The sequence below is a fragment of the Actinoplanes sp. NPDC021490 genome, from assembly GCF_055562135.1.
In genome coordinates this window covers 173713-186341 of sequence record NZ_JBVHFW010000001.1, presented here as the reverse complement: position 1 = coordinate 186341, position 12629 = coordinate 173713, and the positions used below count along the sequence as shown (strand labels likewise).

16 protein-coding genes are annotated in these 12629 nt (G+C 68.3%); 2 read left to right on the top strand and 14 right to left on the bottom strand.

Going from position 1 to position 12629, the window contains the following annotated elements:
- Positions 1-5: 5 nt before the first annotated feature.
- From ACZ3I4_RS00875 to ACZ3I4_RS00860, 4 genes are read right to left on the bottom strand one after another with little or no spacing between them, the layout of a single operon-like run.
- Positions 6-260 carry a hypothetical protein gene (locus ACZ3I4_RS00875; protein ID WP_465379763.1) on the bottom strand — a complete coding sequence of 85 codons (255 nt, stop codon included), beginning with the start codon at positions 258-260 and terminating at the stop codon, positions 6-8.
- Positions 257-1501 (bottom strand): MFS transporter, encoded by a 1245-nt coding sequence (locus ACZ3I4_RS00870; RefSeq protein ID WP_465379762.1) that lies wholly within the window; start codon positions 1499-1501, stop codon positions 257-259. The genes ACZ3I4_RS00875 and ACZ3I4_RS00870 overlap by 4 nt, the downstream gene beginning before the upstream one ends.
- Positions 1498-2067, bottom strand: a complete 570-nt coding sequence (locus tag ACZ3I4_RS00865; protein WP_465379761.1) for a TetR/AcrR family transcriptional regulator — start codon at positions 2065-2067, stop codon at positions 1498-1500. The genes ACZ3I4_RS00870 and ACZ3I4_RS00865 overlap by 4 nt, the downstream gene beginning before the upstream one ends.
- The gene (locus ACZ3I4_RS00860) at positions 2064-2624 is read right to left on the bottom strand and encodes a sugar O-acetyltransferase (protein ID WP_465379760.1); all 561 of its coding nucleotides are present in this window, start codon (positions 2622-2624) and stop codon (positions 2064-2066) included. The genes ACZ3I4_RS00865 and ACZ3I4_RS00860 overlap by 4 nt, the downstream gene beginning before the upstream one ends.
- Before the next feature lie 39 nt (positions 2625-2663).
- On the opposite strand from ACZ3I4_RS00860, the gene ACZ3I4_RS00855 reads away from it, so the two are divergent.
- On the top strand, positions 2664-3785 hold the full coding sequence (locus ACZ3I4_RS00855) for a geranylgeranyl reductase family protein (protein ID WP_465379759.1): 1122 nt from the start codon (positions 2664-2666) through the stop codon (positions 3783-3785).
- Here ACZ3I4_RS00855 and ACZ3I4_RS00850 read toward each other — a convergent pair.
- From ACZ3I4_RS00850 to ACZ3I4_RS00830, 5 genes are all read right to left on the bottom strand, one after another.
- The gene (locus ACZ3I4_RS00850; RefSeq protein ID WP_465379758.1) at positions 3782-4303 is read right to left on the bottom strand and encodes a DUF6226 family protein; all 522 of its coding nucleotides are present in this window, start codon (positions 4301-4303) and stop codon (positions 3782-3784) included. The two genes, ACZ3I4_RS00855 and ACZ3I4_RS00850, sit on opposite strands and share 4 nt — an antisense overlap.
- Before the next feature lie 57 nt (positions 4304-4360).
- Positions 4361-4555 carry a DUF397 domain-containing protein gene (locus tag ACZ3I4_RS00845; protein ID WP_465379757.1) on the bottom strand — a complete coding sequence of 65 codons (195 nt, stop codon included), beginning with the start codon at positions 4553-4555 and terminating at the stop codon, positions 4361-4363.
- 284 nt (positions 4556-4839) lie between these two features.
- The gene (locus tag ACZ3I4_RS00840) at positions 4840-5034 is read right to left on the bottom strand and encodes a DUF397 domain-containing protein (protein WP_465379756.1); all 195 of its coding nucleotides are present in this window, start codon (positions 5032-5034) and stop codon (positions 4840-4842) included.
- Between the two features lie 63 nt (positions 5035-5097).
- On the bottom strand, positions 5098-6087 hold the full coding sequence (locus tag ACZ3I4_RS00835) for a helix-turn-helix domain-containing protein (protein ID WP_465379755.1): 990 nt from the start codon (positions 6085-6087) through the stop codon (positions 5098-5100).
- A 55-nt stretch (positions 6088-6142) separates the two neighbouring features.
- Positions 6143-6595 carry a DUF6232 family protein gene (locus tag ACZ3I4_RS00830; protein ID WP_465379754.1) on the bottom strand — a complete coding sequence of 151 codons (453 nt, stop codon included), beginning with the start codon at positions 6593-6595 and terminating at the stop codon, positions 6143-6145.
- A 672-nt stretch (positions 6596-7267) separates the two neighbouring features.
- Between ACZ3I4_RS00830 and ACZ3I4_RS00825 the strand changes: the two genes are divergently transcribed.
- A complete protein-coding gene (locus ACZ3I4_RS00825) occupies positions 7268-7726 on the top strand; it encodes a DUF2231 domain-containing protein (RefSeq protein ID WP_465379753.1) in 459 nt (152 codons plus the stop codon).
- A gap of 17 nt (positions 7727-7743) precedes the next feature.
- Here the strand turns inward: ACZ3I4_RS00825 and ACZ3I4_RS00820 are convergent, their stop codons facing one another.
- From ACZ3I4_RS00820 to ACZ3I4_RS00800, 5 genes are read right to left on the bottom strand one after another with little or no spacing between them, the layout of a single operon-like run.
- Positions 7744-8574 (bottom strand): M55 family metallopeptidase, encoded by an 831-nt coding sequence (locus tag ACZ3I4_RS00820; protein WP_465379752.1) that lies wholly within the window; start codon positions 8572-8574, stop codon positions 7744-7746.
- Positions 8571-9551, bottom strand: coding sequence for a N(4)-(beta-N-acetylglucosaminyl)-L-asparaginase (locus ACZ3I4_RS00815; RefSeq protein WP_465379751.1), 981 nt, complete (start codon positions 9549-9551; stop codon positions 8571-8573). Before ACZ3I4_RS00815 ends, ACZ3I4_RS00820 begins: the two co-directional genes overlap by 4 nt.
- A 30-nt stretch (positions 9552-9581) precedes the next feature.
- On the bottom strand, positions 9582-10574 hold the full coding sequence (locus ACZ3I4_RS00810; RefSeq protein WP_465379750.1) for an ABC transporter ATP-binding protein: 993 nt from the start codon (positions 10572-10574) through the stop codon (positions 9582-9584).
- A complete protein-coding gene (locus tag ACZ3I4_RS00805) occupies positions 10571-11614 on the bottom strand; it encodes an ABC transporter ATP-binding protein (RefSeq protein ID WP_465379749.1) in 1044 nt (347 codons plus the stop codon). The genes ACZ3I4_RS00810 and ACZ3I4_RS00805 overlap by 4 nt, the downstream gene beginning before the upstream one ends.
- A complete protein-coding gene (locus ACZ3I4_RS00800; protein WP_465379748.1) occupies positions 11611-12624 on the bottom strand; it encodes an ABC transporter permease in 1014 nt (337 codons plus the stop codon). Before ACZ3I4_RS00800 ends, ACZ3I4_RS00805 begins: the two co-directional genes overlap by 4 nt.
- Between the last annotated feature and the right edge of the window lie 5 nt (positions 12625-12629).

Below are 12629 nucleotides of genomic sequence, written 5' to 3'. Positions count from 1 at the left end.
GCCGGTCAGACGGTACGGACCGGTCGGGTGAAGTCGTGGCCGCACGGCAGCACCACGAACACCACCGACAGGGTGATCATGGTGCCGTCCGGGCGTTCCTCGTAGTCGAGGGGTTCCGCGTTGACGTCGGTGACCACCTTGCCGCAGGCCGGGCAGCGCCCGTCGGCGGTCACCACGCCGAACGCCCGGGCCGGCATCCGGTCGCCCGGCTCGGCGCTCTGGTCGTCCCCGCCGGTCGGCATGTTCATCTGGGGCTTCAACGCAGCTCCTCCACACTCGGTTCCGGCAGGGGCTTGACCGCACCCGCCAGGGTCAACGAGACGATCAGCAGCACGGCCACCGCCACCAGGGCATTCTTGACCGTCATGTGGTCGCCCAGGAACCCGATCAGCGGCGGTCCGCCCAGGAACGCGCAGTAGCCGATCGAGGCCACCACGCTCACCCGCGACGCCGCGTGGGCGGGATCGTCGGCGGCCGCGCTCATGCCGACGGGGAAACCCAGCGAGGCACCGAGGCCCCAGAACAGCGCGCCCACGAAGGCGAACGGCGTGTCCGGGCCGAGGATGTAGAGGGCCAGGCCACCGAGGCTGACCGCGGCCAGCACGCGGACGACCGGCACGCGGCCGTAGCGGTCGAGCAGGGCCGGACCGAACCAGCGCCCGGCGGTCATGGCGCTCAGGAACAGCGCGAAGGCCAGCGTTCCGACCGCGGCCGAGGTGCCGTAGCTGTCGATCATCGAGATGCTGATCCAGTCGATGCCGGCGCCCTCGGTGAAGGCGAAGGCCAGCACGAACACGCCGACCAGCAGCGTGCGCGGCTCCCGCCAGGTCGCGACCGCGTTCGAGAAGCGGTTGCGTTTGGTGACGACCGGAGCGTTGGAGCCGATCATCGTGGGGTCGGAGGGTGTCACCGTGGGCACCGGACCGGCGTCGTCGGGGACGAAGGCCCGCACCGAGACGACGACCACGACGGCGATCAGCACCGCGGTCACGGCCAGGTGCGCGGTGACCGAGATGCCGAGCGCCACGGCGCCCGCTCCGACCAGGGCGCCCGCGACCGTGCCGACGCTGAATCCGGCGTGGAACCGCGGCATGATCGATTTGCCCAGGCGCCGCTCGACGATCGCGCCCTGCACGTTCATGGCCACGTCCCAGGCGCCGTTGGCGAACCCGAAGACGAACAGCGCCGCCACGACGGGCAGCACCCCGAACTCGTAGCCGAACGAGATCGAGAACAGGGCCACGCCGAGAAGCACGCCCATCGTGGCGACCGTGCGGCTGGAGCCGAAGCGCGCGACGATCTGGCCCGCGATGAGCAGCGAGATGATCGAGCCGGCGGCCAGCGAGAGGAGCACGAGGCCGAGGCGGGACGGCGTCAGCCCGAGCTCGTCGCGGACCTGCGGGATCCGCGAGGCCCAGCTGGCGGCGGCGACACCGGCCAGGATGAACGCGGCGTAGACGGCACGGGTGGCCGCGCGGACCTCGGGGACGACGATGGTCACTCCGCGACTCCGAGGAAACGGCCGACGATCGTACGGGTGTCCGCGCGGTCGAACGTGGCGGTGGACAGGATCAGATGCATGACGAGCCCCTCGTTGAGCGCATCGACGGCGCGGGCGGTGACCGGGTCGACGAACCTTTCCAGCACCGCGCGTGACCGGCGCATCCAGGCCTCGGTCACGTTGCGCAGCGCCGGGTCGCGCAGGGCGGCCAGATAGAGCTCGTACGCCACCGCCCAGTCCCGGTGATCCGCGCCCGCGCCGTCGTGGATGAGGTCGGTGACCGCGTCGGCGAACCCGGCCAGGTCGGTGACGTTCGCGAAGTGGGCCTCGTAGCGGGGCGACGCCTGTTCGGCATGCCGCCGGAAGGCCTGTTCGAGCAGGTCCTCGACGCTGTCGAAGTGGTAGGTGATCGAGCCGAGGGGCACGTCGGCGGCGGACGCGATGCGCCGGCTGGTCGTCCCGGCGACACCGTGGTCGGCGATCACCTCGATGGCCGCGTCGATGATCCGGCTCTTGCGGTCGGGGTCGTAGCGCCGCGGCGAGCGGGCGGCGGGGACGGCGGTCACGGCTCGACCGTCCGGACGATCCGGGCCGGGTTGCCCACGGCGACCACGTTCGGTGGCAGATCCTTGGTGACCACCGCACCGGCGCCGACGACGGTGTTGTCACCGATGGTCACGCCGGGCAGGACGATCACGCCGCCGCCGAGCCAGACGTTGTCACCGATCACGATGGGCGACGCCGCTTCCCACTTGTCGCGGCGCGGACCGGCGGCGACCGGGTGCCAGGCGGTGAGCAGCTGCACGTTCGGCCCGATCTGCACGTCGTCGCCGATCGTGACGGTGGCCACATCGAGGCTGACGAGCCCGAAGTTCACGAACGTCCGGGCCCCGACGAACGTCTGGTAGCCGTAGTCGCAGCGGAACGGCGGCCGGATCTCGCTGTCTTCGCCGAGACGGCCGAGCAGCTCGGTCAGCAGCTCACGCCGCAGCGCGTGGTCGGACGGATCGGCCAGGTTGAATCGATGGGACAGCGTCGCGGCCCGCTCCATGTCGCGGAACAGGGCCGGATCGTCGGCCCGGTAGAACTCACCCGCGAGCATCCGTTCGCGCATCGTGGTCATGCGTACGAGCGTACATAACATCGTGGCTAGAATCCGCCCGTGACTGTTGAGCCGGCCTGGGACGTGGCGATCGTCGGTGGCGGACCGGCGGGGTTGTCGGCGGCGCGCGCGGCGGCCGTGGCGGGGGCTCGCACGATCGTTCTCGAGCGCGCCGAGCATCCGCGCTACAAGACCTGCGGTGGCGGTCTCATCGGCACCTCCCTCGCGTACGCCTCGGCGCACATCTCCGTGCCGGCCCGCGATCGGATCACCTCGCTGACCTTCACCCGCGACGGCCGGCGCTCCTTCACCCGTCATGCCTCCGGGCGGCCGTTCCTCACGCTGGTCCGGCGGGACGACTTCGACCACGCGTGGTTCGTGGCGGCGGTCGAGGCGGGCGCGACCGTGCGGCAGAACACGCAGGTCCGTTCGATCGACCAGAACGACGCGTACGCGACGGTCACGCTGGCCGGCGGCGAGGAGATCACGGCCGGCGTGGTGATCGGCGCCGACGGCTCGGCCGGGATCACGTCGCGGTACGTCGGCGTGACCTTCGAGCAGCAGGACCTGGGCCTCGAGGTGGAACTGGCCGCGAGCGAGGCCGACCGGGAGGCGTGGCGCGGGCGGGTCCTGCTCGACTGGGGCCCGTTCCCCGGGTCGTACGGGTGGGTCTTTCCCAAGGACGACGAGCTCACGGTCGGTGTGATCATGGCCAAGGGCAACGGTGCGGCGACGAAGCAATATCTGAACGACTTCGTGCAGCGGCTCGGCCTCAACGATCGTCCGGTCGTGCGCGATTCCGGGCACCTGACACGCTGCCGCCGGCCGGACGCGCCGTTGCGGAGGGGCCGCGTGGTGGTGACCGGCGACGCCGCGGGCCTGCTCGAACCGTGGACCCGCGAGGGCATCAGTTACGCGCTGCGGTCCGGCGACTGGGCGGGCGCCTCTTTCCAAGACCTTTCCGCGTACGAACGTCGCGTGACCGCCGAGCTGGTGCCCGAGATGACGGCGGGCCGGCGGCTGCTGGGCGGCTTCTCCCGCCTGCCCGGCGTCGTCCACCTCGCGATGGCGACCCCGTTGGGCTGGCGCGCGTTCGAGACGTTCTGCCGCGGCGACCTGTCGATGGCCCGCGTGATCAGGCGCCCCGGCGTACGGGCCCTGCTCGCTCTCTTCCGGGCCTAATCCTTGGGTGGGCGATGCGGCCAGGGCGCCCACTGCACGGCCGCGGCGAACCCGCTGCGGCGCGCCTCACGCGCGTCCCACCTGGTCAGCGGGCCCTCGCGGCGCGCCTCGACGCCCACGCCGATGAGCCGGCTCTCGTACCACGAGCCGCCGACGCCTCGCCGCACGCGCTCCCACAGGCCGCCCTCGACCAGGGCGTACGCCTGTGTCCGGAGCGCGTCGACGAGCCGCGCCGGGTCTTCGTCGCAGACCTCGCAGGCACACATCGGCAAGGTCTCCACCCACCACCGCCCGAGACGCAGGGCCAGGCCCGGTGTCTCGGTGAACGCGATGGCCAGGGGCGCGGCCGCGGGCGTACGCGGCATGAGCCGTTCCATCCGCACCAGCGCGTCGGCCGGCCCCAGGAGCTCTTTGCTCTCCCGGCGGTCGACCACGTAACGCTCCGCCAATTCGTCCAGCAGCGCCTCGGCCGCGTCATGCAGGACGGCGAAGCGAGCAACGTGCGGGTCAGCCCTCACCAGCGCAGTATGCCGCCCTCGGCCGGCAGCCCACCAGCGCTTCGGCCGGCTTCTCCCTCATCCGAAGGAGAATTCCCCCGACTTGACTCCCTCGACGAACGCCCGCCATTCCCCCTCGGAGAAGGACAGCTCGACCTCGGGGGTTCTCGAGTTCCGCACCAGGTAGCTGTCGTCGACCTTGGCCACTTCGACGCAGTTGCCACCGGTGCACCGCCTGGCTCTGAGCCATTTTCGTTCTGATCCGCTGATCATATTTGCACCTCCGTGCCGGTTCCCGAACTCCACGGTAGGCGACGGTAGAAACTCCGGGCAGGAATGAATGCCTGAGTCATTAAGTGATTTACACATATATCAGCGGATATGTGCCGACCATCTGCCTGGTCTGCAAGTAAAAGGTCGGTTTTGCGGAGCACGCGCGGCGCCCGGCGGGTCGAACCCGAAACCCCTTCCGCGGCCGTCCATAGCGGCGCGGGAAATCTTTTACCGCCCTGCGCGTACGAGCACGCAGGCGCAGGGCGGGCACTGCCCTGCGGGACTCAGAGAACGAACTCGCCGTTCCGGACGCCGGCCAGGAACGCGAGCCATTCCTCCTCGGAGAACGAGTGCGCCGCCAACTGCGGGTTCTTGCCGTCCCGAACAAGATAGTTGCCGTCGACCTTGGCAACCTCGACACAGGTGCCGCCGCTGCACTTACTGCTGCGGTGCCATTTTGGCGTCTCGTTATCGTTCATTGCGGACTACGCTCCTGTAGTGAAATGGTTAACATCATTTGCGCTACCTTGCGACTCTCAGCGTTAAGGAAGGTTGCCTTCCAGAACGTTTATGCGTTGCCTGATGAATTCGATCGTGTCGTTTTCATCCTTGGCCGCCTGCCAGAGTTGTTCGAAACGGTTGCGATGTCTCGCGGTCTCGGCCCGGTTCTCGACGACCTCGTCGTAAACGCCGTTCTCGCGATACATGATTTCCCGCTGATCGCGGCCGCCGCCGACCGTCATGAGGTCGAAGCTGCCATTGTTGGCGATCGGAACGGAAAGATTGTAGGGAAGCATACGAATCACGGTCAGCCCGCGCTCGGACATGTCCACGAGCCGGCGGAGCTGGTTGCGGAAGGTCTCGGTGCCGCCGATGGGCCGCTGGAACACCGACTCATCGGCCACGACGAACACCTTGACCGAGCCGAGCCGGCCGATCAGGGCCTCATGCCGCAGCCGGCGCGCTTCGACCAGCGCCTCGATCTTCCCGTGCGGCATCTCGTCGCCCCACATGCCGGTGAGGGCGTTGCCGTACTCGGGGGTCTGAAGCGGGCCGGGAACGTACAGGATCGTGAAGCAACGGATTTCCGCGGCCTCGTTCTCGTACTCGATGAACCGGCGCAGCGGATCCGAGAGGTGCTCACGAAAAGCAGCCTGTTCCCACCACACGCGTTTGGCCCGCGCCCGCATACGCGCGACCCGGGCATCGGCGAGAAGAGAAGCGATGAGGTCTTTGTCGGTGACCTTCAACAGCGTCAGCAAAGTGCGTAGATCGTTGATCGAGATGGTGTTGTCGCCATTCTCGATCCGGATCACCTTGCTGTGGGACCACTCCATGGCCTCGGCGACCTGAGCCTGCGTCAGACCGGCCGCCTCGCGTGCCTCGCGAATAGCGATGCGTACACGGAGGCGCGCGATCGTAGGCGAATCGCCCTCGGCCATCGGTCCTTCATCGTTGAAGTGATGTATCACGGCGCGGATTGAAGCTGCTACCTCGCGGATTGCCAGATGGCAGTCCGCGAGGTCGCGCACATCCTAACGTCCGTAGTACCAGACGACCGACCGGGGGTCAGGTGATTGTTGAAGATCAAGCAACGGCCAGGTCGACACCTTTGCCGGGCGGCCGCGCGTTTTCAATGGCTCGCCCGAGGGCCCGTTTGACCTGGTTGAACTCACGTTCATCGAAGCTTGCGTACAGCACAACGTCGGATCCCCGATAGATCGCGTGGAGCTCCCACCCGCGACCGGCGCGTCGCACCATCGAGGGAACGGTGAAGGCCAGCGGAACCATCACGACCAGCAGGCCGATCGCGTACGCGGTGGGCGGTTGCAGCACCGTCCAGCCGATCCCGACGGCCGCGACCGTGCCGCCCGCCGCGGTCAGGACGGCGGTCGGAGAGGCCGGCGCCGAGCTCGCGCGCATCACTCCGACGTTGTGCAGATCGCGGACGGCGTAGCTTCTCAACGGCGTGCCGCGCAGGATGAAGAGTTCGTCGGTCACTACGGCACCACGGCCGCGGTAATAGATGCGTTTGATCATGGCGCACTCCTCTCCCTCGATGACGAGAGGCTCCGCCCTCGCTCGTTCGGAAGATCGTCGGCGTCAACGAAAGACGTTCCCGAGACGGATACGGCACCCGGTTGCCGCCGGGCACCGCTCCCCCAACTCGCCCTTGTTGCTTACCGTGAGTACAACACGTCGTCGCACGAAGTGGCTACCCATCACTCTGCTATATGGCAGATTACGAACAAGGCCGCGCAGCCCATCACGTACGCGTGAAGCGTTTACCGATGGCGCGATCCTGGCCCCACATTGTTGCGGGGAGGACGCTGCCGAGTTCAGGATGGCGCTAGAGGGAGACGTTGCCCGGTCTCGTTCGTTCAACAGCAGAGTGAACGCAACATCAGAACGAACGCAACATCAGAGTGAACGCCCGCAGAGGCAGGAACGGCACCCGGTTGCCGCCGGGTGCCGTTGATAGGTCTCCCCTCGACTCCGCCTTGTTGCCCTACTTGTAGTAGAGCATGCCTCCAAGCTGTCCGCTACGCATCAATCTGCCATGTTGCAGACTGCGTAGAAGCTGAGTAGGCATGGGTAGCGTGCGCCACTTGACCAGCTTGTGGCGTTTCATTGACGAACCGACCGGGTAGCTCACCGTCGGATGCCAACCTCGAATCTGTGATTCCGGCAGGTAGAAGGGCGATAAGCCGCATGGAGAGCCGACTCAAGATCGCGAACCAGGCGGTCCAACCCATCCTCGTGATGTTCCCGCTGGGCCTGTTCGCGATGGCCGTCATATTCGACGTGGGCACCCTCCTCGGTGCACCGGCGATCGTCGGATCGCTGGCCTACTGGAACATCGTCGCCGGGCTGGTGGGCGGCGTGGCCGCGGCCATCGCGGGCGCGATCGACATGGCGTTCGTGTGCCGCCCCGACGCGAAGCGCATCGGAGTGCTGCGCGTCCTGCTCAACATGGGCGTGCTGTTCCTGTTCGCCGTGATCCTCATGGTCCGCGTCGGCGACCCGAACCGGCAGGCCGGCGTCGGCCTGTTCCTGCTCGAGCTGCTGGCCCTGGCCATCTCCGGATTCGGCGCGTGGTTCGGCGGCGAACTGGCCAACGGCCGTACGCCCGCGTTTGCCCGCGCCGCGGTGGGGAACCGCGGCTACTAGCCCCGGTTCCTCCGCCGTCAGACGTCGGCCGAGATCCCGCGGGTCAGCAGAACGCTCGTGATGAACGTCCGGAACAGCTCCAGGTGATCGGTCTCCGTGGTCCGGGTGACCCGGGCCGACACCCGTTCCGTGCCGCGGATCCAGGTGGACATCTCCGCCATGTCCGCGGTTCGCCAGCTCACCTCGAGCGTCGACGGACTCGGCAGGTCGGGGGCCTTGATTCCGGCGAGGTTCTTCAGCGCCTCGGTCGCGGTGGCCTGGATGAGCTCGCGGGCGGCGTGGGGATGCATGCTGCTCGCGGCGAAGCGGGAGACCGACTCCTTGACCACGGCGGTGTGCACGTCGGGCAACACCGACCTGGTCTCCGCGCAAGCGGTCTGGTCGCCGGTGACCAGCGCGACGGGAACCCCGAAATGGGCGGCCACGAGCGCATTGATGCCCGACTCGCCGACCACTTCCCCGTTGAGGCGCACCTCGGTGACGGCCCGCGGGTTGTAGGTGTGCGACAGGACAGCCGGGTCTCCGCCCATCGAGCCGTGATACGAGACGAAGAAGATCGCGTCGAAGGACGCGTCGAGCCCCTGCATCATGTACAGCGGCTTGTGCCGGCCCGCGATGTAGGTGGCCTTGCCGTGCAGCCGTTCGGGCGGCAGGTTACGCATCACGGAGTGCGAGTCGTTGACGACGATCTCGGTCGCCCCGGCGGCGAGCGCGCCGTCGATCGCCGCGTTGACCTCGGCCAGGAGAAGCTCGCGCCCCGCCATCGCCTCGGGGCCGTCGCCGACGCACTGCGCCCAGTCGACGATGCCCGCGGTTCCCTCCATGTCCGTGGACAGGTAGATCTTCACGGCTGACTCCCTGTTTCGATACCGGTGTGGTTGCTGATGACGGCCCGGGGCAGGAACTCCGGCTCGGTGTGGTCGCCGGTCATCAGGCCGTACGTCGATCCGCTCACCGTGGCCGCGCCGGCGTGCCGGCCGTCGGCGGTGAGGCAGAGCGTGCGGACCTGGGCGCGGTACGGGTCGGCGAGGGCCATCGTCCTCTCCAGCGCGCTCACGCAGGCCTGTTCCGGGGACAGGCCGTCGCGCAGGCCGTCGACGACCGTCCGCGCGGTGCCCGCGCGCATGGCCAGTTCCCCGCGGCCGGTGCAGGCGGCCCCACCGTAACGACCGTCGCAGTAGTTGCCCGCCCCGATCACCGCGGAGTCGCCCACCCGTCCCGGGTACTTCCACGGGTAGCCACTCGTGCTGACGCCGGTGCAGAGTCGTCCCGCGCTGTCCAGCGCGACCACGTTGATCGTGCCCCAGGGGTGCCGGTGCGGCGGCTCCATCGACTGGATGCGCGCGAGCGCGGAGCGCCGGAACGCCACCTCTCCGGCGCCCTGGGTGCGTTCGGCCTCCTCCAGGCTGTCGGGCATGAGCCCCTCTTTCCACAGCCGGATCGCCTCATCGGTCAGCGTCGTCCCCCGGGGGATTCCGCATTCGTCGGCGAACCGCTCCGCACCCCGGCCGACCAGCATGACGTGCTGCGGAAGCTGGTCCATGACCGCGCGCGCGACGGTGATCGGGTGCGGGAAGCCGGTCACGGCACCCACGGCGCCCGCCGCCATCGTGGAGCCGTCCATGATGGAAGCGTCGAGCTCCACCTCACCGAGCAGGTTCGGCAGGCCGCCGACCCCCACGTAGTGGTCGGCCTCGTTGGCTTCCGCGACGCGCAGAGCGATCTCGACCGCGTCCATGGCGCTGCCCCCGTCTCGCAGGACCCGCATGGCCTCGACGAGACCGACCTCCCCTCGTTCGCTGGCGATGATGACGGGAGACCCCATTCGCACGTGCTTTTCCTCTCCTTGGTGCTGTCAGGCAGCGAGTTGCTGGTGTCCCGGGAAATGGCACGCGAGCCAGTGGCCGGGCGTGTGCTCGGTGTAATCCGGTGTCACGTCGGCACAGACCTGCTGCGCTATCGGGCAGCGGGTACGGAACACGCATCCCGACGGCGGGTCGGACGGGCTGGGCAGGTCACCCTGGAGCACGATCTTGTCGCGGGCGCGCTGCTCGACCGGGTCCGGCAGCGGGGCGGCCGACAGCAGAGCATTCGTGTACGGGTGCAGCGGACGCTGGTACAGCTCGTCGCTTGTCGCGCTCTCCATGACCTTGCCGAGGTACATGACGGCGACCCGGTCCGAGATGTGCCGGACCACCGACAGGTCGTGCGCGACGAAGACGTACGCGATGCCGGTCTCGGCCTGGATGTCCTGGAGCAAGTTGATGATCTCGGCCTGGATGGATACGTCCAGGGCCGACACGGGCTCGTCGCAGACGATCAGCCTGGGCTGCACGGCCAGCGCGCGGGCAATACCGATGCGCTGACGCTGGCCGCCGGAGAACTCGTGCGGGTACCGGTTGTAGTGCTCCGGGCTGAGCCCGACGCGGCTGAGCAGATCGCGCACCGCGGCCTTGACCCCGTTCGGCGCCTTGATCCCCTGGATCTCGAGCGGCGCGGCGAGGATCGTGCCGACCGTGTGCCGGGGGTTCAGCGACGAGAACGGGTCCTGGAAGATCATCTGCATCTCCCGGCGCAGCTTCCGTAGCTCCTCGCGCCCGATGCCGGTGATGTCCCGGCCTTCGAACTCGATGCGGCCGCTCGTCGGCTCCAGCGCCCGGAGCATCGTGCGCCCCGTCGTGGACTTGCCGCAGCCGGACTCGCCCACGAGGCCGAGGGTTTCGCCGCGGGCCACCTCGAGGCTCACACCGTCGACCGCCTTCACCACCGACCGCTTTCGGCTCAGCAGCCCGCCTTTCGTGGGGAAGTGCTTGCGCAATCCGGTGACGCGCAGAAGCGGCTCGGTCATCGCTCCCCCTTCGAATCGCTTGTGGTCAGCTCCAGCCGTACGCGCTCCCGCGCACCCGGCTCGAGGTGGCATCGCGCCCGGTGGCCCGCCCCGTCGGCGACGAGCCGGGGCGGGGTGGTGACGCACGCGTCCCCCTCGACCAGCCCCCGGTACGCGCAGCGCGGGTGGAACCGGCAGCCGGACGGGGGCCTGATGAGCGACGGCGGCGAGCCGGCGATGGTCGCCAGGCGCTGTCCGCGCGGGCTGCCGATGCGGGGCATCGACGAGAGCAGGCCCCAGGTGTACGGCATGTCCGGCCGGTAGAAGACTTCGTTGACCGCGCCCTGCTCGACGGCATGACCCGCGTACATCACCAGTACGTCGTCGGCGATGTCGGCCACGACGCCCAAGTCGTGCGTGATGATGATGATCGCGGAGCCGAACTCCCGCTGGAGCTTTTTCATCAGCTCGAGGATCTGGGCCTGCACCGTCACGTCCAGAGCCGTGGTCGGCTCGTCGGCGATGAGCAGACGGGGATCGTTGATCAGCGCCATCGCGATCATCGCGCGCTGGCGCATGCCACCGGAGAACTGGTGCGGGTACTCGTGCACCCGGCGTCCGGCGTTGGGAATCCCGACCAGTTCGAGCATCTCTTCCGCCCGGGCCAGCGCCTGGCGTTTGCTCACCGAGTGGTGCACCCGGTACGCCTCGGCGACCTGTTTCCCGATGGAGTAGTACGGGTGCAGGGCCGAGAGCGGGTCCTGGAAGATCATCGAGATGGCGTTGCCCCGGAGCCGGCGCAGGTCCTTGATCGGCAGGTCGAGCAGCTCGACTCCGTTGAAGCGGACCCGGCCGGAGACCTTCGCCCGGGTGCCCCGGTGCAGGCCGAGAATCGCCTGGCTGGTGACGGATTTGCCGGAGCCGGACTCGCCGACAATGCCCAGGGTGCGCCCGGACGCCAGGGAGAACGTGAGCCCGTCGACGGACCGGACGAGCCCATCGGCGGTCGGGAAGTGAACCTTGAGGTCGTCGACTTCCAGCAGGCGTGCTTGCTCATTCATCGCAGTGTCACCCTCGGATCGAGGAACGCGTACAGCAGGTCGACCAGGAAGTTGAAGAGGACGATGACGAAGGCGGACAACAGCACCACCGCCACGATCACCGGCAGATCGAGCTGCTGGATCGCATACACGCCGATCTTGCCGATTCCGTTGAGGTTGAACACTGTCTCGGTGATCGCTGCGCCGGCCAGCACGCCGCCGAGGTCCAACCCGGCGATCGTGACGATGGGCGTCAGGGCGGCGCGCATGGCATGCCGGACGATGACCGCCCACTCCGGTACGCCCTTGGCCCGGGCCGTACGGATGTAGTCCTCCGACAGCGTCTCGAGCATGTTCGCGCGGGTCAGCCGGACGTAGAGGGCGGCGAAGACCATCGCCAGCGTGATCCAAGGCAGGATCATCCCCTTGGCCCACGCCACCGGGTCGTCGATGAACGGCGTGTACCCCGCGGAGGGCGCAAGCCCGTACTTGATCGACACGATGTCCAGCAACAGAAGCCCGATGAAGAACGTGGGCAGGGAGTACGCGACCAGCGACGCGCCGACGAGTCCCCGTTCGAGGAGGCTGCCTCGCTTGAGCGCGGACAGGACGCCGATCCCGATGCCGCCCACGATCCACAGGACAAACGCGCCGACTGCGATGGACGCCGTGATCGGGAACGCCTGCTTGACCATCGTGGACACCAACTGGCCCTGGGTGGCCGAGTAGCCGAGGCAGGGCGCGGGGCAGTGCGTGATGGACTGCGGGCTGTTCTTCGCGATCACCGGGTCGTCGGGGAAGTCGCGCTCGCTCACCAGTCCCTTCATGAAATCGAAGTACTGGACGACGATCGGCTTGTCGTAGCCGAGCGCGTGCCGGTTCGCCTCGATGATCGCCGGCGTGCAGTTCTTCCCGCAGGTGAGGCGGGCCGGGTCGGCCGGCACCGCGAAGAACAGCGCGAAGACGGAGATGCTGATGAGGACGAGCATGCCGACGATGGAGACCACCCGCTTGAGGATGTACTGGAACATGTCGG